This window comes from Pseudactinotalea sp. HY158 (genome assembly GCF_009660225.1).
Classification (GTDB): domain Bacteria; phylum Actinomycetota; class Actinomycetes; order Actinomycetales; family Beutenbergiaceae; genus HY158.
The window spans coordinates 1458389-1477996 of the sequence record NZ_CP045920.1 but is presented as its reverse complement, the minus strand read 5'-3'; the positions used below and the strand labels follow the sequence as shown (position 1 = coordinate 1477996).

General features: G+C 71.4%; 17 protein-coding genes. 5 read left to right on the top strand and 12 right to left on the bottom strand.

Going from position 1 to position 19608, the window contains the following annotated elements; translation table 11 throughout:
* The first annotated feature begins 25 nt into the window (after positions 1-25).
* Positions 26-1375, top strand: coding sequence for an ISKra4 family transposase (locus GCE65_RS06575; RefSeq protein ID WP_228760146.1), 1350 nt, complete (start codon positions 26-28; stop codon positions 1373-1375).
* 105 nt (positions 1376-1480) lie between these two features.
* Entirely contained in the window at positions 1481-1918 is a 438-nt protein-coding gene (locus GCE65_RS06570) for a hypothetical protein (protein ID WP_153877822.1), read from the top strand.
* A 24-nt stretch (positions 1919-1942) separates the two neighbouring features.
* On the opposite strand, the gene uvrB is transcribed toward GCE65_RS06570, so the two are convergent.
* Positions 1943-4033 carry an excinuclease ABC subunit UvrB gene (uvrB, locus tag GCE65_RS06565; RefSeq protein WP_153877821.1) on the bottom strand — a complete coding sequence of 697 codons (2091 nt, stop codon included), beginning with the start codon at positions 4031-4033 and terminating at the stop codon, positions 1943-1945.
* A gap of 94 nt (positions 4034-4127) precedes the next feature.
* Here uvrB and GCE65_RS06560 point away from each other — a divergent pair, with 94 nt between their 5' ends.
* On the top strand, positions 4128-4799 hold the full coding sequence (locus tag GCE65_RS06560) for an alpha/beta hydrolase (RefSeq protein ID WP_153877820.1): 672 nt from the start codon (positions 4128-4130) through the stop codon (positions 4797-4799).
* A 108-nt stretch (positions 4800-4907) separates the two neighbouring features.
* On the opposite strand, the gene GCE65_RS06555 is transcribed toward GCE65_RS06560, so the two are convergent.
* The 10 genes from GCE65_RS06555 to GCE65_RS06515 form a co-directional block, all read right to left on the bottom strand.
* A complete protein-coding gene (locus GCE65_RS06555; protein WP_228760146.1) occupies positions 4908-6257 on the bottom strand; it encodes an ISKra4 family transposase in 1350 nt (449 codons plus the stop codon).
* A gap of 26 nt (positions 6258-6283) precedes the next feature.
* Positions 6284-6721 (bottom strand): DUF6788 family protein, encoded by a 438-nt coding sequence (locus tag GCE65_RS16250; protein WP_194928852.1) that lies wholly within the window; start codon positions 6719-6721, stop codon positions 6284-6286.
* Between the two features lie 114 nt (positions 6722-6835).
* A complete protein-coding gene (locus GCE65_RS06550) occupies positions 6836-7267 on the bottom strand; it encodes a VOC family protein (RefSeq protein ID WP_153877818.1) in 432 nt (143 codons plus the stop codon).
* A 9-nt stretch (positions 7268-7276) separates the two neighbouring features.
* Complete coding sequence (gene coaE, locus GCE65_RS06545; RefSeq protein WP_153877817.1) at positions 7277-7936, bottom strand: dephospho-CoA kinase; 660 nt, start codon at positions 7934-7936, stop codon at positions 7277-7279.
* Positions 7933-9603: a putative PEP-binding protein gene (locus GCE65_RS06540; protein WP_152818868.1), complete on the bottom strand. Its 1671-nt coding sequence runs from the start codon at positions 9601-9603 to the stop codon at positions 7933-7935. The genes coaE and GCE65_RS06540 overlap by 4 nt, the downstream gene beginning before the upstream one ends.
* A gap of 36 nt (positions 9604-9639) precedes the next feature.
* On the bottom strand, positions 9640-10446 hold the full coding sequence (locus GCE65_RS06535) for a siderophore-interacting protein (RefSeq protein WP_228760145.1): 807 nt from the start codon (positions 10444-10446) through the stop codon (positions 9640-9642).
* A gap of 117 nt (positions 10447-10563) precedes the next feature.
* On the bottom strand, positions 10564-12030 hold the full coding sequence (gene rpsA, locus GCE65_RS06530) for a 30S ribosomal protein S1 (RefSeq protein WP_152818867.1): 1467 nt from the start codon (positions 12028-12030) through the stop codon (positions 10564-10566).
* 300 nt (positions 12031-12330) lie between these two features.
* Complete coding sequence (locus tag GCE65_RS06525) at positions 12331-13791, bottom strand: arsenic transporter (RefSeq protein WP_153877816.1); 1461 nt, start codon at positions 13789-13791, stop codon at positions 12331-12333.
* Between the two features lie 200 nt (positions 13792-13991).
* Positions 13992-14342: a helix-turn-helix transcriptional regulator gene (locus GCE65_RS06520; protein ID WP_152818866.1), complete on the bottom strand. Its 351-nt coding sequence runs from the start codon at positions 14340-14342 to the stop codon at positions 13992-13994.
* 49 nt (positions 14343-14391) lie between these two features.
* Positions 14392-15522, bottom strand: a complete 1131-nt coding sequence (locus GCE65_RS06515) for a glycosyltransferase family 4 protein (protein WP_153877815.1) — start codon at positions 15520-15522, stop codon at positions 14392-14394.
* 112 nt (positions 15523-15634) lie between these two features.
* Here GCE65_RS06515 and GCE65_RS06510 point away from each other — a divergent pair, with 112 nt between their 5' ends.
* On the top strand, positions 15635-16444 hold the full coding sequence (locus GCE65_RS06510) for a class I SAM-dependent methyltransferase (RefSeq protein ID WP_153877814.1): 810 nt from the start codon (positions 15635-15637) through the stop codon (positions 16442-16444).
* Positions 16445-16451: 7 nt separating this feature from the next.
* On the opposite strand, the gene polA is transcribed toward GCE65_RS06510, so the two are convergent.
* Entirely contained in the window at positions 16452-19136 is a 2685-nt protein-coding gene (polA, locus tag GCE65_RS06505; protein WP_153877813.1) for a DNA polymerase I, read from the bottom strand.
* Here polA and GCE65_RS06500 point away from each other — a divergent pair.
* On the top strand, positions 19135-19602 hold the full coding sequence (locus tag GCE65_RS06500) for a PaaI family thioesterase (RefSeq protein WP_152818863.1): 468 nt from the start codon (positions 19135-19137) through the stop codon (positions 19600-19602). The two genes, polA and GCE65_RS06500, sit on opposite strands and share 2 nt — an antisense overlap.
* Positions 19603-19608: the final 6 nt, after the last annotated feature.

The following is a 19608-nucleotide window of genomic DNA, read 5'->3' as shown; positions in this document are numbered from 1 at the left end:
CGCGCTGGCCGAGGGGGTCGCTGAGTTGGCCGCGGCCGAGGCCCGTCGGCTGGTACTTGCCACGGCCGAGCTCGCCGAGCACGGCGAGGCGAGTGTCTTGGAAGCGATCGAGCGCGCGGCTCAGCAATCGGCCGCGACGATCGGGCTGGCCGCCGTGGCCGGGATCATGGACTGGGCCGGCCAACACAGCCCGGCCCGCATGTCCTGCCCCGACGGTGAGCACGCCGCGCGGCTGGTGGCCCGGCGTACCAAGACGATCCGCACCCTGCTCGGGAGCGTGGAGATCACCCGCGGCTACTACCACTGCGGCGCGTGTCGAGCCGGATTCGCGCCGCTGGATACCCGCCTGGGAGTCCAGGGAACCGGCCTGTCACCGGGACTGGCGCGGGCGTGCGCACTGGCCGGGTCCGAGATGCCCTACGCCAAGGGCTTCGAGCTCATCACCGCCGTCACCGGCCTCGACCTGGCCTCCACCTCGACCCTGGCGCGCACGACCCGCGCCCAGGGCGCCCGGGCCCGAGAAGTCATCGACGCCGAGCAGAACGCCGCCATGACCTCACCCCGCCCGATCCCCGCCGCCGTAGATGAGGCGGGAATGGGGCTGTGCTACATCGTCATGGACGGAACCGGGGCCCCCATGCTGCCCCGCGAGACCACTGGCCGCCACGGGAAGACCCCCGGCACCAGAGCCGGGACCAGGGAAGTGAAGATCGGCTGCTTCTTCACCCAATCCGGGTGTGACCCACTCACCGGCGACCCCGTCCAGGACCCCGGCACGGCGAGCTACATCTCCACCTTCGAACCCGCGGCCGGGTTCGGCGCCCAGGCCAAGGCCGAATACCTGCGCCGAGGATTCGACCAGATCCGCCAACCCGTCGTCCTGGGCGATGGCGCCAAATGGATCTGGAACATCGCCGACCAGCACTTCACCACCGCCACCCAGATCGTGGACTACTTCCACGCCCGCGAACACCTCGCAGACCTGACCAAGCTCCTCACCCCCGTCCTGACCGACCCGACCACCTTCACCCGCGACCTCATCGATCAACTCGACCTGGGCAACACCGCCGCAATCGCCACCGCCATCGACCAGCTCGACCTCCCCGCCAAGGCGCCCGACCTGGCCAGACCCGCAGCGACCGAGACCGGCTACTTCACCAGCAATCACCACCGCATGCAATACGCCGACTTCCGCGCAGCCGGCTACTACATCGGCTCCGGCCCGGTCGAATCCGCCTGCAACACCATCGTCAAACAACGCTCCAAACGAGCCGGCATGCACTGGACCATCGCCGGCCTCGCCCCCGTCCTAGCCCTACGCACCCTGCACCAGTCCAACCGAGACCAAGAACTCTGGCCCGCAACACAAACCTGACGCACACCCCCCGGTTCCGCCGGTAGCCGGGATTGTCGCCCCGCTACGAGAGACTGGAAACGCCGGGCAACCTGTGCCACGGATCGCCAAGCACACGGAGGACATATGGACAGGCATCGATGGACGCCGATCCTCGCCTGCGCACTCTTCGGCACACTCTTCGGCGTGCTCCTGGCCGTGATCATGCTCGGACGCCTTCCGCTCGTCTCGGATGCGGGAGTGATCATGCTGCTCGCCGGCGGGTTCGCCATCGCGGGGGTCGCGCTCCTGCCGCCACTCGCGCGCAGGCGAGGCGCGGGCGGCGGGCCGAACGCGTCCCAGTGGCCCTTCCTCGCCCTCGGCGTGGCCGCGTGGTGCGCCGCGCCCGTGTTGCAGCTCGTGTGGGCGGACGGTGACCTGATGTCGCAGGTCGGCAGCGGCGGGAGGGCCATCCCGACGTGGCTGCTCATCCTCCTCACGTGGGGCACAGCGGCGCTCATGCTCGTGGCGGGACTGCGGCAGCACGGGCGCGCCCGCCGCGAAGGCGCGGGCCACGGACGCTGAACCCGGCCCCTCGGGCCACGTTCGTCAGGACGTGGCGGCACTCATCTGTCGCAGCTCCTTCTTCAGGTCGGAGATCTCGTCCCGCAGCCGGGCGGCCACCTCGAACTGCAGCTCGGCGGCCGCGGAGTGCATCTGATCGGAGAGTTCCTGGATGAGCGCGGCGAGGTCGCCCGTCGCGGCCCCGGCGAGGTTCGCCCGCGCGGTCACCGCCCCGGCGGCGGCCCCCGAGCGGGACTCGACCGGCTTGCGATACCCACCGGCGAGGAGTTCCTTGGTGTCGATGTCCTCCCGGGCGAGCAGGTCGGTGATGTCCCCGATCCGCTTGCGCAGCGGCGTCGGGTCGATGCCGTGGGTGTGGTTGTAGTCCACCTGGATCTGCCGGCGGCGGTTCGTCTCGTCGATCGCGTGCCGCATCGAGTCGGTGACGACGTCGGCGTACATGTGCACCTGCCCGGAGACGTTCCGGGCGGCCCGGCCGATCGTCTGGATGAGGGAGGTGCCCGAGCGCAGGAATCCCTCCTTGTCGGCGTCGAGGATCGCCACGAGGGAGACCTCCGGCAGGTCGAGGCCCTCGCGCAGCAGGTTGATCCCCACGAGCACGTCGAAGACCCCCGAGCGCAGCTCCCGCAGCAGTTCCACCCGGCGCAGGGTGTCCACCTCGGAGTGGAGGTACTGCACGCGCACCCCGCGCTCGATGAAGTAGTCGGTCAGGTCCTCGGCCATCTTCTTCGTCAGCGTGGTCACGAGCACCCGTTCGTCCCGGCTCGTGCGGTCGTGGATCTCGGCGAGCAGGTCGTCGATCTGGCCCTCCGTCGGCTTGACCACCACCTCCGGGTCCACGAGGCCGGTCGGGCGGATGATCTGCTGGACCACCCCGTCGGACTGGCTCAGCTCGTACGGCCCGGGGGTGGCCGAGAGGTAGACGGTCTGCCCGATCCGCTCCTGGAACTCCTCCCAGCGCAGCGGGCGGTTGTCCATGGCCGAGGGCAGCCGGAAGCCGTGATCCACGAGCGTGCGCTTGCGCGACATGTCCCCCTCGTACATCGCGCCGATCTGCGGCACGGTCACGTGCGACTCGTCGATGACGATGAGGAAGTCCTCGGGGAAGAAGTCGAGCAGGGTGTTGGGCGCCGAACCGGCCTCGCGCCCGTCGATGTGGCGGGAGTAGTTCTCGATGCCCGAGCAGCTCCCGACCTGGCGCATCATCTCGATGTCGTAGGTGGTGCGCATCCGCAGCCGCTGCGCCTCGAGGAGCTTGCCGGCCTGCTCGAATCGTTCGAGCTGCTCGGCGAGCTCGGTCTCGATCCCGGTGATCGCCCGTTCCATCCGCTCCGGCCCGGCCACGTAGTGCGTGGCCGGGAACAGGTACATCTCGCCCTCGGAGGCGAGCACGTCCCCCGTGATCGGATGGAGGGTCTGCAGCGACTCGATCTCGTCGCCGAACATCTCGATCCGGATCGCCAGCTCCTCGTACACGGGGATGATCTCGACCGTGTCGCCGCGCACGCGGAACGTGCCGCGGGTGAAGGCCATGTCGTTGCGGGTGTACTGCATCTGCACGAATCGGCGCAGCAGGTCGTCCCGGTCGAGCTGCTGCCCCACCCGCAGCCGCACCATCCGGTCGACGTACTCCTGCGGCGTTCCGAGGCCGTAGATGCACGAGACGGACGCCACGACCACGGTGTCGCGCCGGGTGAGGAGGGAGTTCGTGGCCGAGTGCCGCAGCCGCTCCACCTCGTCGTTGATCGAGGAGTCCTTCTCGATATAGGTGTCCGAGGAGGGCACGTACGCCTCGGGCTGGTAGTAGTCGTAGTACGACACGAAGTACTCGACCGCGTTGTTCGGCAGCAGCTCGCGGAACTCGTTGGCGAGCTGCGCCGCGAGGGTCTTGTTCGGCGCCATGACGAGGGTGGGTCGCTGCACCTGCTCGATCAGCCACGCGGTGGTCGCGGACTTCCCGGTCCCCGTGGCGCCGAGCAGCACGATGTCCTTCTCGCCCGCGTTGATCCGTTCGGTCAGATCGGCGATGGCGGTCGGCTGATCCCCGGAGGGCTCGTATTCGGCGACGACCTCGAACGGTGCGACGGTTCGCTGCAGATCGGTCACTGGGCGCATGGCACCAACCTACGCCGCGGCGCCGACAGACCTCCACCGTGTTCGCGTGAGTCCGCGTGAGTCCGCGTGAGTCCGCGTGCAGCAGACTGGTGCCATGGACCGACCCGAGATCCTCCCGATCGACGATTCCGCCACCGTGTGGACCACGTTCCGGCCCACGGGCCGGCCCCTGCTCGTGCTCATGCACGGTTACGGCGCGAACGAACGCGATCTCCTCCCGCTCGCGGCCCAGCTGCCGCCAGAATTCGCGGTCGCCGCCCTGCGTGCGCCGCTGCCCCTGGGCCGCGGTGGCCACGCCTGGTTCCCCATCACCGCCGATCCGGGCACGCCGACGCTCGCCGACGCCGACGCCGCCACCGCCGGCGTCCTCGCCTGGCTCGAGACCGTCCGCGCCGAGCACGCCCCCGGCCCGGTCGTGCTCCTCGGCTTCTCCCAGGGCGGCGCGATGGCCGCGCATCTCCTCCGACGCGCTCCCGCGGCGTTCGCGGCGGCCGTCGTGCTCTCGGGCTTCTCCGTTCCGGGGAGTGTGGACGGCGACGCCCGCCTCGCGCAGTTGCGCCCGCCGTTGTTCTGGGGGTACGACCCGGCCGATCCGATCGTGCCGGGGGCCGCCTTCGACCGCACCCGGGACTTCCTCTCCGGGCACGTGGACCTGCGCGAGCACCGGTACGCGGTGGGCCATTCGATCTCCGCGGCGGAACTCGACGACGTCGCCGAGTTCCTCGCCGGCGTGCTCGACGGGGTGGGACCCGTGATCGAACCATGATCGAACCGGAGGACGGCCGAACGACGGGCGAGGCAGCGCGCCATCGTTCCCGGTCGGACTGATTCGACCACCGCGGGCCGACACGAGCAGGTCAATCCCGGGTGTGCGTCAGGTTTGTGTTGCGGGCCAGAGTTCTTGGTCTCGGTTGGACTGGTGCAGGGTGCGTAGGGCTAGGACGGGGGCGAGGCCGGCGATGGTCCAGTGCATGCCGGCTCGTTTGGAGCGTTGTTTGACGATGGTGTTGCAGGCGGATTCGACCGGGCCGGAGCCGATGTAGTAGCCGGCTGCGCGGAAGTCGGCGTATTGCATGCGGTGGTGATTGCTGGTGAAGTAGCCGGTCTCGGTCGCTGCGGGTCTGGCCAGGTCGGGCGCCTTGGCGGGGAGGTCGAGCTGGTCGATGGCGGTGGCGATTGCGGCGGTGTTGCCCAGGTCGAGTTGATCGATGAGGTCGCGGGTGAAGGTGGTCGGGTCGGTCAGGACGGGGGTGAGGAGCTTGGTCAGGTCTGCGAGGTGTTCGCGGGCGTGGAAGTAGTCCACGATCTGGGTGGCGGTGGTGAAGTGCTGGTCGGCGATGTTCCAGATCCATTTGGCGCCATCGCCCAGGACGACGGGTTGGCGGATCTGGTCGAATCCTCGGCGCAGGTATTCGGCCTTGGCCTGGGCGCCGAACCCGGCCGCGGGTTCGAAGGTGGAGATGTAGCTCGCCGTGCCGGGGTCCTGGACGGGGTCGCCGGTGAGTGGGTCACACCCGGATTGGGTGAAGAAGCAGCCGATCTTCACTTCCCTGGTCCCGGCTCTGGTGCCGGGGGTCTTCCCGTGGCGGCCAGTGGTCTCGCGGGGCAGCATGGGGGCCCCGGTTCCGTCCATGACGATGTAGCACAGCCCCATTCCCGCCTCATCTACGGCGGCGGGGATCGGGCGGGGTGAGGTCATGGCGGCGTTCTGCTCGGCGTCGATGACTTCTCGGGCCCGGGCGCCCTGGGCGCGGGTCGTGCGCGCCAGGGTCGAGGTGGAGGCCAGGTCGAGGCCGGTGACGGCGGTGATGAGCTCGAAGCCCTTGGCGTAGGGCATCTCGGACCCGGCCAGTGCGCACGCCCGCGCCAGTCCCGGTGACAGGCCGGTTCCCTGGACTCCCAGGCGGGTATCCAGCGGCGCGAATCCGGCTCGACACGCGCCGCAGTGGTAGTAGCCGCGGGTGATCTCCACGCTCCCGAGCAGGGTGCGGATCGTCTTGGTACGCCGGGCCACCAGCCGCGCGGCGTGCTCACCGTCGGGGCAGGACATGCGGGCCGGGCTGTGTTGGCCGGCCCAGTCCATGATCCCGGCCACGGCGGCCAGCCCGATCGTCGCGGCCGATTGCTGAGCCGCGCGCTCGATCGCTTCCAAGACACTCGCCTCGCCGTGCTCGGCGAGCTCGGCCGTGGCAAGTACCAGCCGACGGGCCTCGGCCGCGGCCAACTCAGCGACCCCCTCGGCCAGCGCGCTCAGACTCTCCGCGAGGCCGTCCCGGTCCCAGGCCCCCCTTTTTCCCCGCCAGAGCCAGCGGGGACGACGTTCCCACGTCGCCCTGGTGGCCTCACCCGCGCCTTGCACAGCGCCTCGTTGATCTCCACGTAATCGGCCACCAGATCCTCGAACTGGGCGTAATTGTCCAGCTCGGCGCGGACCTGGTCGACCTGATCGACCGGGATGTACTGCCCGCGCGAGCCACCCGGCCCCTTGGCCGTCCGAGTCCACAACCCCCGCGGGCCATGACCCTGCTCGCCGGGACGAGCACACCGACACGTCGCCCGCCCGCACTTGCGATAGCCCACCTGCAACGACCCACGCCGGAACTGCGGAACCGCGGCCATACGGTCCAGCACCAGCGAACGCAGCTCCTCGAGCTCGCCCACCGCCATCGTCGAGTAGTCCTTGTCCATCACACACCCTCCAATGCTGATTATGCTATCCACAATCAGAGTAGAGGCTGACCAGCACAAACCCATCAGCGACACGTCCACGACTCACACCCTCAATCCCCGAGTGGCGCCGTCCTATTGGAGCACCACGGTCCCGTCCGCCTCGATGCGCCAGCCGGGGTTGTATGCGATCTCCCAGATGATGCCGTTGGGATCGGTCGCGTGACCATGGAAGACGCCACCGAAGGCACCCTCCTGAGCAGGCTGGATGATCGTGCCACCGGCCCTCTCGATGGCTGCGAGCGTGGTAGCGACACTCTCACGGTCCGGCACGTTGTGCGCCAGGGTGATGCCCGCGACGCCCGCGGTCGAGTGACCGGGGGGAAGGTCGGCGGCGAACTTCTCGGCGTCGAACAGTCCGAGCAGGAGGCCGGGTGCGATCTGGAAGAAGATGATCTCCCCCGGCACGTCCATCGTGGGCGTCCATCCCAGACCATCGCGATAGAAGCCGCGCGCCGCGTCGAGATCGGGCGTCGCAATCGTGAGGAAGTGCAGTCGCTGATCCATCCGGACAGGTTATGCCCGGGCAGCGAGCAGCGGCAGCACGCGCTCGCGCCAGACCGCCCGGACCTGCTCGGCCAGGTCGGCCTCGGCGCCGTCGTTGCGCAGCACGACGTCGGCGATCGACTCGCGCCGTGCGTCGTCCGCCTGCCCGGCGATGCGGCGGCGCACGTCCGCGGCGTCCATCCCCCGCGCGACCGCGCGCTCGACCCGCACCTGGGGCTCGGCGCTCACGACGACCACGAGATCCATCTGGCCCGCCAGGCCCGCCTCGTAGAGCAGCGGGATGTCGTGGACGACCACCGCGTCCGGCTCCGCGCGCGCGATCCGGTCGAGCTCCTCCCGGGTCCGCCGATGCACGAGCGGGTGGACGATGGAATTGAGGTCCGCGAGTGCCGCGGCGTCGTCGAACACGATCGCCGCCAGCCTCGGCCGGTCGAGCCGGTCGAGCCGGTCGGGACCACCGGCATCGCCGCGATCGTCACCGGGCTCGGCCGGGGCGAGCACGCCGGGTCCGAAGCGATCCACGACGGCGGCCAGGCCCGGTGTGCCGGGATCGAGCACCTCCCGGGCAAGCACGTCGGCGTCGATCAGGTGCGCCCCGAGGCGGGCGAAGTGGCGGGCCGCGGTGGACTTGCCCGCTCCGATGCCGCCCGTGAGGCCGATCCGGATCACGCGAGCGCCCCGGCGGCGGCCTCCCTCGCCTCCCGCGAGTCGGTGGTGGCGAGCGCGGCCGCGGCGGCCCGTTCGCAGTCGGCCAGGGTCGCCCCGGCCAGCCGGGCCCCGACGGCCGGTAGGGCGATCGGCGCCGCGGAGAGTGAGGAGACCCCCATCCCCACGAGCACGCAGGCGAGCAGCGGGTCCGCGGCGGCCTCCCCGCACACGCCGACCCGCTTCCCGGTGGCCCTGCCCGCCTGGGCGACCCGGTCGATCAGGGCGAGCACGGCCGGCTGCCACGGATCGCACAGGCTCGCCAGCGCCGGGGAGAGTCGGTCGGCCGCCATCGTGTACTGGGACAGGTCGTTCGTGCCGATCGAGACGAAGTCCACCTCGGCGAGGATCGACTCGGCGAGCAGTGCGGCGGCCGGCACCTCGATCATGACCCCGGGCACGAGGCCCCGCGCCCGGGCGCGTTCGGCGAAGAACCGCGCCTCGGCGACGGTGGCGACCATCGGTGCCATGACCCAGGGATCGACCGCGGCCCCGACGGCCCGCGCGGCGGCGGCGATCGCGTCGAGCTGGCGGTCGAGGATGCCGGGATCGTCGGCCGCGATCCGCAGGCCACGGACGCCGAGGGCGGGGTTGGACTCGTCCTCGAACTCGATGAACGGCAGGGGCTTGTCGGAGCCGGCGTCCAGGGTGCGGATGATCACCTTCGCGTCGGGGAACGCCCGGAGCACGTCGCCGTAGACGTGGGCCTGATGGTCGCTGCTCGGCTCCGTGGCCGAGGCCATGAAGGCGAGCTCGGTGCGCATGAGGCCGACGCCCACGGCCACGCCCTGGGCCGCGGCCCGGGCTCCGGCGCCGTCCTGCACGTTCGCGAGCAGGTCGACGCCGTGACCGTCCGACGTCGCCCCCTCGCCCCGCCACGCGGCGGCCGTGGCCGCCTGCTCGCGTGCCTCGGCCACCCGGTCCCGGGCGGACTGCGGCTCGGGATCGACGGTGACGGTACCCGCCGTTCCGTCGACGAGGATGAGGTGGTCGTCGGCGGTCTCGTCGAGCCTGTGGACTCCGACGACGCACGGGATCCCCAGCTGACGCGCGATGATCGCGGTGTGACTCGTCGGTCCCCCGAGCCGCACGGCGATCGCGGTGATGAGTTCGGGATCGAGGAGCGCGGCATCCGCCGGGGCCAGATCGGCGGCCAGCAGCACGGACGGGGCCTCGGGCACCGGCACGCCCGGCTCGGGCAGGCCGAGGAGTTCGGCCGCGACCCGGTCGCGGATGTCCTCGAGGTCGGTCACGCGCTCGGCCATGAGCCCGCCGGCGGCCTCGAACGCGGACGTGAACTCCGCGGCGGCACTCCACAGCGCCTGGCAGGCCGAGCGCCCCTCCCGGATCGCCTTCTTCGCGACCGACCGCAGTCCCGGGTCGTCCGCCATCACGGCCCCGGTGCGCAGCACGTCGGCCGCCGCGCCGGAGACGTGACCGGCGCGCTCGTTCAGGCGGTCGGCCACCGCCGTGACCGCCCGCTCGAGCCGGTCGAGCTCGGTCTCGGGATCGCTCGGCGCCGCCGACATGGCCACCGCGGGATCGGGCCGCGGCATCGGGCGCACGGCCGGGCCGTAGCCGGCCCCGGGGACGACGGGGGTACCGCGAAGGAGGAGCCGCGAACTGTCCATGGACCCACTGTAGGGCTGAACCGACAGCCCTAGGGTCTACTCCTCCGGGTCGGACGGGTCGATCGGGGCGTGGTGGTCGGCGTCGGCCTCGCCGCGGCGCCAGTAGCCGTCCACGGCGACCTGACCGCCGGGCAGTCCGAGCTCGCGCCGCAGGTAGCGACGCACGCCGATGAGCGAGGTCGCCTCCCCCGCGGCCCAGATGAAGCCGGTGCCGGCGAAGTCGGGACTCGAGTCGAGGTCGAGGGCGCGCACCACGGGCTCGGGGTCGTCCGTGGTGAGCACCCAGTCGACGTCCGCCCCCTCGGGCAGCGGGTAGTCGGCCAGGGTGTCGGTGTCGGCGAACACGAGGGCCCGCACGGGCAGGCCCGCGGGGGCGTCCGCGAGCCAGCGTCCGAGCGAGGGCAGCGCCGTGGCGTCGGCGCACAGGAGCCACCAGTCGGCCCCCTCGGGTGCGGACTTCGAACCGCGGGGTCCGGCGACGACGAGGGGGTCCCCCGCCCCGGCGCGTGCGGCCCAGGCGGAGGCGGGACCGGTGTCGCCGTGGAGCACGAAGTCGAGGTCGAGCGAGGTCTCGGTCCAGTTGAGCGGCGTGTAGTCCCGGGAAATGTACGTGGCGTCGGGGTCGCGCACGATCCGATCCCCCTCGAGCTGCGGCGCCCGGAGTACGCCGGCTCCGTCGGGGAAGAACACCTTGACATGATCGGCGGGACCGGTGCTCGTGAAGCCCGACAGGTCGCCCGTGAGGGTGATCCGGACCATCGTCTCGGTCAGCGGCGTCACCGCCTCGACGGTCAGGTGGCGGATGGCGAACGGATGGCGGGTGCGCGTACGGGTCACAGTCACGCCGTCCACCATATACGACACGCGGCCATCACCTAAATGCGCTCGCGGGGAGACGGCGACAGCCCGCCACCACGAGGGTGACGGGCTGCGTCGGTCGCACGTGCGGCCGTGGGTGCGTCAGTTGCCGGTGAGCTTCTCACGCAGCGCGGCGAGCGCCTCGTCGGACGCGAGGGTGCCCGCGGCCTCCGGGGTGGCCGAGCTGTAGGTCGTGGCCTCGGCCGGTGCGGCGCCGCCGCCCTTGACCTCGGTCGTGTCGGCGTCGAGCGCCGCGGCGACCTGCTGCTTGTGGGCCTCCCAGCGAGAGTGGGCCTGCGCGTACTGCGCCTCCCAAGCCTCGCGCTGAGCCTCGTAGCCCTCGATCCACTCCTGGGTCTCGGGGTCGAAGCCCTCGGGGTACTTGTACTCGCCCTTCTCGTCGTACTCCGCGGCCATGCCGTACATCGACGGGTCGAAGTCGTCGCCGGCCGGGTCCACGCCCTCGTTCGCCTGCTTGAGGGAGAGGGAGATGCGGCGACGCTCGAGGTCGATGTCGATGACCTTGACGAACACCTCGTCGTCGACCTTGACCACCTGCTCGGGCAGCTCGACGTGGCGCTGGGCCAGCTCGGAGATGTGCACGAGGCCCTCGATGCCGTCCTCGACGCGCACGAAGGCACCGAACGGAACGAGCTTGGTGACCTTGCCCGGAACGACCTGGCCGATCGCGTGGGTGCGGGCGAACGCCTGCCACGGGTCTTCCTGGGTGGCCTTGAGCGACAGGGAGACGCGCTCGCGGTCGAAGTCCACGTCGAGCACCTCGACGGTGACCTCCTGGCCCACCTCGACGACCTCGTTCGGGTGGTCGATGTGCTTCCAGGAGAGCTCGGAGACGTGCACGAGGCCGTCGACGCCGCCCAGGTCCACGAACGCACCGAAGTTGACGATCGAGGAGACGACACCGGGGCGCACCTGGCCCTTGGCGAGGGTCTTGAGGAAGCCGGAGCGGACCTCGGACTGGGTCTGCTCGAGCCACGCCCGCCGGGAGAGGACCACGTTGTTGCGGTTCTTGTCGAGCTCGATGATCTTCGCCTCGATCTCCTGGCCGATGTACGGGGCCAGGTCGCGCACGCGGCGCATCTCCACCAGCGATGCCGGGAGGAAGCCGCGCAGGCCGATGTCGAGGATGAGGCCACCCTTGACGACCTCGATGACCGTGCCGGTGACGACGCCGTCCTCTTCCTTGATCTTCTCGATCGTGCCCCAGGCCCGCTCGTACTGCGCGCGCTTCTTGGACAGGAGGAGGCGGCCCTCCTTGTCCTCCTTCTGGAGAACCAGGGCCTCGACGACCTCGCCCACCGAGACGACCTCATCCGGGTCGACGTCGTGCTTGATGGACAGTTCGCGGGAGAGGATGACGCCTTCGGTCTTGTAACCGATGTCGAGGAGCACCTCGTCGCGGTCGACCTTCACGATGGTGCCTTCGACGATGTCGCCGTCGTTGAAGTACTTGATGGTGGCGTCGACGGCGGCGAGGAAGTCTTCCTCCGAGCCGATGTCGTTGACGGCGACCTGCGGTGCGTTCGCCTGGTGGGCGGTGATAGTCAAGAGATGAACTCCGATGTGGACAGGGGGATCGTATGGATAATGGACATTCGGCCGCTCGCGGAACGCTGAGCGCCGACGGCGTCCCGGGGCGAGCCGAGCCGACTCCGTCGATCACGGCCGATCACGGTCGATGTGGCGAACACATCGGCCGCATCGGCGGGACGAACGGGTCGGAACGCGCGCTATGCACTGGGAACCGCCCTTCAGCATATCAGGCGGGCCGAGCCGCCGACACCGGCGACCGGCTCACAGTCCGGCGTCCCCCGGCGGGACGGTGAGTGGTCGGGCGGCGCGGCGGACTCAGGGGCCGAGCAGGGTGAGCCAGCCGGCCAGGGCGAGGAGCGTGACGGCCAGGACGGGAACGGTGAGCACAATTCCGACCTTGAAGTACGTCCCCCAGCCGATGTGCATGTGCCTGCGGTCGAGCACGGCGAGCCACAGCAGGGTGGCGAGACTGCCGATCGGGGTGATCTTCGGGCCGAGGTCGGCACCGATGACGGCGGCATAGGCCATCATCTGTTCGGTCAGCCCGCCGACTCCCGCGGCGTCGATGCCCAGGGCCGCGATGAGGGTGGTGGGCATGTTGTTCATCACCGCGGACATTCCGGCCACGAGGAACCCGGTCCCGGTGGCGGTCACGACGTCGCCGTGGGCGGCCAGGGCGGACAGGAGCGAGCCCAGGTGGTCCGTAAGCCCCGCGTTCTGCAGGCCATAGACCACGAGGTACATCCCGACGCTGAAGAGCACGACCTGCCAGGGCGCGGATCGGATGACGGAACCGACGGCGATCGGCGGCGCAGCCGGAGCGTGCGCCTCGGCCGCCGGCCCGCCGCTCTCCCCGGCCCCGGCGGCCGGACCCGTTCCCCGCCCTGCGACGGAGCGCTCGGGCGCGGAGGGGGTGAGGTGGGCGATCTCGCGGGCCGCGGGGCGGCGCGCGCTCACCCATTGGACGAGCCGGCGCGGACGCCGGGCCGCGATGAGGGCCAGGGCGAGGGCGCACAGGCCGGCGACGGCGGCGACGGGCACGCCGATGGCGTCGGCCGTGAAGTACCCGACGAGGAGGACGCCGAGCACGGCGAAGCCGGCGCGGAAGGTCATCGGATCGACGACCGCGTCGGCGGGGCGCCGGAGCGCGGTCACGTCGTACCGGCCCGGAATGGAGCGGCGGAAGAAGAGGCGCAGGACCGCCAGACTCGCCAGCAGGGAGACGATCGCGACGGGCACCATCACGAGCGCGTAGCGCGCGAAGCCGATGCCGAAATAGTCGGCGATGACGATGTTCACCAGGTTCGAGACGACGAACGGCAGGCTCGCGGTGTCCGCGATGAACCCCGTGGCGATGACGAGCCCGAACGCGACCTTCGGGGAGAAGCGCAGGGCGACGATCATCTGGAACACGATCGGGGTCATGACCAGCGCCGCGCCGTCGTTGGCGAACAGGGCCGCCACCGCCGCGCCGAGCACGACGATGAGGTTGAACAGGGCGCTTCCGCTGCCCCGCGCCCAGCGCGCCACGTGGAGCGCGGCCCAGTCGAAGAACCCCGCCTCGTCGAGGATCGAACAGATGATGAGGACCGTCACGAACGTGAGCGTGGCGTTCCACACGATGTCCCACACCGTGGGCACGTCGCTCAGGTCGACGACCCCGACGAGGAGTGCGACCACCGCACCCCCGAGGGCGCTCCAGCCGATGCCCAGGCCGCGCGGCTGCCAGACGACCAGCACGAGCGTGACGAGGAAGATGAGTACCGCGAGCAGCACGGTCAGGCCTCCCCGGGGTGGCTGCTGGCGGGGTGGGTGCAGCCGCACCGGACCGGCCGGCGGGGTTCCTTCGTCAGGGCGCTCATGCGCGGTCCGTCCATCCTTGTTCGTTCGTCCGGGGCGGGTGCCCCGGGCAAGGGTAGGAGGCTATATTGATATTCGTCAATTCAAGGTCGGTGGCCCGGCGACCGAACCACCGGTCAGCGCGGGCGATCGATGGCGGCGACCACGGCCACCCGGTCGAGCGCGGCGGGCACGAGCGAGTAGTGCACCCACGTGCCCCGTCGTTCGCTCGTGACCAGGCCGGCCTCGCGGAGCACCCGCAGGTGATGGGACACGGTGGGCTGGCTCAGCCCGAGCGGCTCGGTCAGGTCGCAGACGCACGCGCGGCCGCCCTCGTGGGCGGCGATGAGCGAGAGGAGCCGGAGCCGGCTGGGATCTCCGAGCGCCTTGAACAGCCGCGCGAGCTCCACCGCCTCGGGCCCGGCGATCGGCTCACGGGCGAGCGAGGTGACACAGTCCGCATCGGTCGAAGGTGGCGACGAACTCATGGCACCAGTATGCGGCCGGTCCGGCGCGGGGGCATCGGGGCCGCCGACGTCACTGAGGGTCGAGATGATCGGCACAGTCGGCGGCGACCTGATCCCAGGTCCAGCCCTCGACCACGCGCGCCCGGCCGCGCCGGCCCATCGCGAGGCGCAGCCCGGGGTCGCGGAGCAGGTCGACGAGCCGGCGCGCGATGTCGTCCGGGTCGCGGGGGTCCACCAGGTAGCCGGTCTCGCCGTCGACCACGGTGTCCGGCGCCCCGCCGCTGCGACCGACGACGATCGGCCGCTCGCAGGCGGAGGCCTCGAGGTAGACGATCCCCAGCCCCTCCGGCTCGAGCCCGAACAGCCGGGTGCGGGAGGGGCCGGCGAACACGTCGGCGGCGTCGACGTAACCCGGGATCCGCTCCCAGGGCACTCCCCCGGTGAAGACCACCGACTCCCGGACGCCCAACCGGCCGGCGAGCCGCTCGAGTGCGCGGCGGCGCGGGCCGTCGCCCACGAGCACGAGCCGGGCGCCCGGAACGGCGGCGAGCACGCGCGGCCAGGCGCGCACGAGCATGTCCTGCCCCTTGCGCTTGACGAGGCGGGCGGTGCACACGACGACCGGGACGTCGTCCCCGAGCCCGAGGTCGGCGCGCACGCGGGCGCCGCCACTGCCGGGGCGGAACCGCTCCGGATCGACGCCCGGGGTGAGGCGCTGCTGACGCGCGCGGCCGGCTTGCGAGAGGCCGCGGGCGATCTCGTCGCGGGTCCAGGTGGAGATGTAGGTGAGCACGTCGACGGCGTCCCCGACCCGGCGCAGCAGCGGCCGGGTGAGCGGCACGCGCGCCCACCAGGTCTCGTGGCCGTGGGTGATCGCGACGATCCGCCGGGCACCGGCCGCACGCAGCGCCGGGGCGAGCAGGCCGAGCGGGACCGAGGATCCGATGAGCACCCGGTCGCAGCCGTGTTCGCGCAGGGCCGCCACGACGGCCCGGCGCACCCGCGGCGTCGGCAGCAGCATCGAGCTGCGATCCCGGATCACGGGGAAGTCGAGGCCCGCATCCACCTCGGCGTCGCCGGGCATCGCGGCGGTGTACACGACCAGATCCGGGCCGAGCCGGTCGGTCAGCGCCGCGATGAAGGTCTCGATCCCGCCCTGGCGGGGCGGGAAGTCATTGGTGAGCACAAGGGTGCGGGGCATCTTCTCTCCACCTGGGCGCCGCGGGACTCCCGCCAATCTATCCGGCTTCGGCCCCGACCGGTCCCGCGCGAGCCCACCGGAGCGTGCGTGAGTCTCTGGCAGGCTGGGGCCCATGTGTGCAGCTGAGCGCCCGGGCCGCGCGGGCTACTTCCCGGTGGATCCCGAAGCGGCAGTCGACGGCAACCGCGCCTACTGGAGCGGGCACGCCCGGGAGTACCTGGCCGAGTTCGGCGAGTTCCTCGGGCCGGCCGAGTTCCGGTGGTGCCCCGAGGGGCTGCTCGAATCCGAGGCCCGCCTCCTCGGCGACCTCGACTCCCTCCGCGGACAGCGGCTGCTGGAGATCGGGGCGGGGGCCGCCCAGTGCGCCCGCTGGCTCACCGCCCGCGGCGTCGACGTGGTGGCCACGGACCTGGCTCCCGGGATGGTCGAGGCGGCCCGCGAGCTCAACGCCGGCACGGGAGTCGTCGTGCCGGTCCAGGTGGCCGATGCCCGCTCCCAGCCCTTCGCAGCGAGCAGCTTCGACCAGGTGTTCACGGCGTTCGGGGCGATCCCGTTCGTCGCCGACGCCCGCGAGGTGCACCGGGAGGTGGCCCGGGTGCTCCGACCGGGCGGGCACTGGACGTTCGCCACCACGCACCCGATCCGCTGGGCGTTCCCGGACGACCCCACCGCCCTCACGGCCGATCGCTCCTATTTCGACCGCACCCCGTACGCGGAGACCTCGGCCGACGGCACGTACGCCGAGTTCCATCGCACGATCGGCGACCACGTGCGCGACCTGACCGAGAGCGGATTCCGGATCGTCGAGCTGGTCGAGCCGGAGTGGCAGCCGGGCAACACCCACGTGTGGGGAGGCTGGGGGCCGGTGCGGGGTGAGTACCTGCCGGGCACGCTGATCATCCGGTCGCAGCTGACCGGCTGAGGCGCTCTCAGTGGCCCGCGGTGCGCCAGCTGTCCCCGGCCCCGACGGACACCTCGAGCGGCACCGACAGGTCCGCCGCCCCGGCCATCTCGGCCCGCAGGATCCGCTCGACCTCCGCCCGCTCCCCCGGCGCGACCTCGACCACGAGTTCGTCGTGCACCTGCAGCAGCAGCCGCGAGGCGAGCCCGGCGGCCGTGAACGCCTCGGCCACCCGCACCATCGCCACCTTGACGAGGTCGGCCGCGCTGCCCTGGATCGGCGCGTTGAGGGCCATCCGCTCGGCCATCTCCCGCCGCTGCCGGTTGTCGCTCGTAAGGTCCGGCAGGTAGCGGCGCCGGCCGAGCAGGGTCTGCGTGTAGCCGCTCGAGCGCGCCTGCGCCACGACCCCCTCGAGGTAGTCGCGCACCCCGCCGAACCGCTCGAAGTAGTCGGCCATGAGCCCGCGCGCCTCCGACGTCGCGATCCGCAGCTGCTTCGAGAGCCCGAAGGCCGACAGCCCGTACGCGAGCCCGTAGCTCATCGCCTTGATCTTCGAGCGCATCGGCGCGGTCACCTCGGACGGCTCGACGCCGAACACGCGCGAGCCCACGAACGAGTGCAGGTCCTCCCCGGAGTTGAACGCGGCGATGAGCCCGGCATCGCCGGACATGTGCGCCATGATGCGCATCTCGATCTGGGAGTAGTCGGCGGTGAGGAGGGTCTCGAAGCCCTCGCCCACCACGAACGCCTCCCGGATGCGGGTGCCGGCCTCCGTGCGGATGGGGATGTTCTGCAGGTTCGGATCGGCCGAGCTGAGTCGGCCCGTGGCCGCCACCGTCTGGGAGTAGGTCGTGTGGATGCGCCCGTCGGGGGCGACGAATCGCAGCAGCGACTCGACCGTCTGCCGCAGCCGGATCGCGTCGCGGTGGGTGAGCAGGTGCTGCAGGAACGCATGCTCGGTCTTGGCGAACAGGTCGGCGAGCGCGTCGGCGTCGGTCGTGTAGCCCGTCTTGGTCTTGCGGGTCTTGGGCATCTCCAGGTCCTCGAAGAGCACCTGCTGCAGCTGCTTCGGCGAGGAGAGGTTGACCTCCCGTCCGATCACCTCGTACGCGGCCGCCGCGGCCTCCTCGACGGCCCGCGTGAAGTCCCGTTCGAGGCCCTCGAGGTAGTCGACGTCGGCCGCGATGCCCGTCTTCTCCATGTCGGCGAGCACCCACGCGACCGGCAGCTCGAGGTCGGTGAGCAGGTCGCAGGCCTCCCGGATGGTCAGCTCGCCGTCGAGGGCTCCCACGAGCGCATGGACGGCGCCCGCTCGCCTCGCGCCGTCGACGTCGGCATCCCCGCCGTCGAGGTTGAGGGCCTGCTGTCCCCCGGTGCCCTCCTCGGCCACCAGTTCGCGTTGGAGGTGCCGCAGCGCCAGGTCCTCGAGTGCGTAGGAGCGCTGGTCGGGGTGGCACAGGTAGGCGGCGATCGCGGTGTCGAAGGCGACCCCCGCGAGCGGGAGGCCGCTGCCGTCGAGCCGGTGCCAGGCGTCCTTCGCCTCGTGCAGCGCCTTGGGGGCCGCCGGGTCGGCGAGCCAGTCGGCCAGGGCGCGCTCCTCCTGGCCCGAGACCTGGGCGAGGTCCCGGGTGACGGCGCTCTCGCCGTCCGAGATCGCGATCGACCAGGCCTCGCCGCTGCCGTGGGCGAGGCCGCCGCTCACGTGCACCCCGAGCACCCGACCGGTGCGGGCGGCGAGCCAGTCCGCGAGCGGATCGGCGGAGACGGAGACGTCGAAGGTCTCGGCCGAGACGGTCTCGACGTCGGCGCCGCCGAGGGCGAAGAGGCGGTCGCGCAGCACCCGGAACTCGAGCGCGTCGAAGATCTCGTGCACGGCCTCGCGCTCGTAGGCCCGGCGCTCCGCGGCGACGGCGGGCACGGGCAGGTCGAGATCGGTCAGGAGCCCGTTGAGCGTCTTGTTGAGCACGACCTGGTCGAGATGCTCCCGCAGGTTCGACCCGGCGACCCCGCCGATGACGTCGGCGTGGGCGACGATCCCGTCGAGGCCGTCGTACAGCCCGATCCACTTCGCGGCGGTCTTGGGCCCGACCTTGGGCACGCCGGGCAGGTTGTCGGCCGATTCCCCGACGAGGGCGGCCAGGTCGCGGTACTGGGCGGGCCAGACGCCGTACTTGGTGAACACCGCGTCCGGGTCCATCCGGGCGAGCTCCGAGACGCCGCGGATCGGATAGAGCACCGTGACCCGATCGGTCACGAGCTGGAAGGCGTCCCGGTCGCCCGAGCAGATGAGCGTGTCGATGTCGGCGGCCTCGGCCTGGGTCGACCAGGTCGCGAGGATGTCGTCGGCCTCGTAGCCGTCGAGGGCCACGTGCGGGATCGCGAGGGCGTCGAGCACGTTCATGATCAGTGGGATCTGGCCGCGGAACTCCTGCGGGGTCTCCGCCCGGCCGGCCTTGTACTCGGGGTAGGTGTCGGTGCGGAACGTGTGCGAGGACTTGTCGAACGCGACCGCGACGTGGGTCGGGCTCTCGTCGCGCAGGAGGTTGATGAGCATCGACGTGAACCCGTAGACGGCGTTCGTGGTCTGCCCGGTCGAGGTGGAGAAGTTCTCGGCCGGGAGGGCGAAGAACGCCCGGTAGGCCATCGAGTGGCCGTCGATGATCAGCAGTCGCGCTCGCGCAGGTGTCGTCACACCTGCCACCCTAGGTGGCATGACCGACACGCCGCCACCGAGCCCGACCGCACCCGCCCCGGACCTGGACGCCGTGTCACAGCGGCTACGGCGGATGCGGGACGAGGGGTATTCGCTCGAGGGCACACTCATCGAGCGGATGGGCATCGAGCTGACGGAGCTGGGCGCGGGCCGGTGCACGGCCCGGATGCCGGTCGCCGGGAACACCCAACCCGCCGGGCTGCTGCACGGCGGAGCGAGTGCGGCCCTGGCCGAGACGGTCGGCTCCTTCGCGGCGATGCTCCACGGCGGGCCGGGCCGGCTCGCCGTGGGGATCGAGCTGAGTGCCTCCCACCACCGCTCCGCCCGGGAGGGCTGGGTCGTGGCGACGGCCGAGGCCCGTCACCTGGGCCGCACGCTCGCGGTCTACGCGGTCGAGGTGCGCACCGAGGAGGGCGACCGGCTGCTGTGCTCGGCCCGGCTCACCTGTCTCATCCGGGAGGCGTGAGCGCGA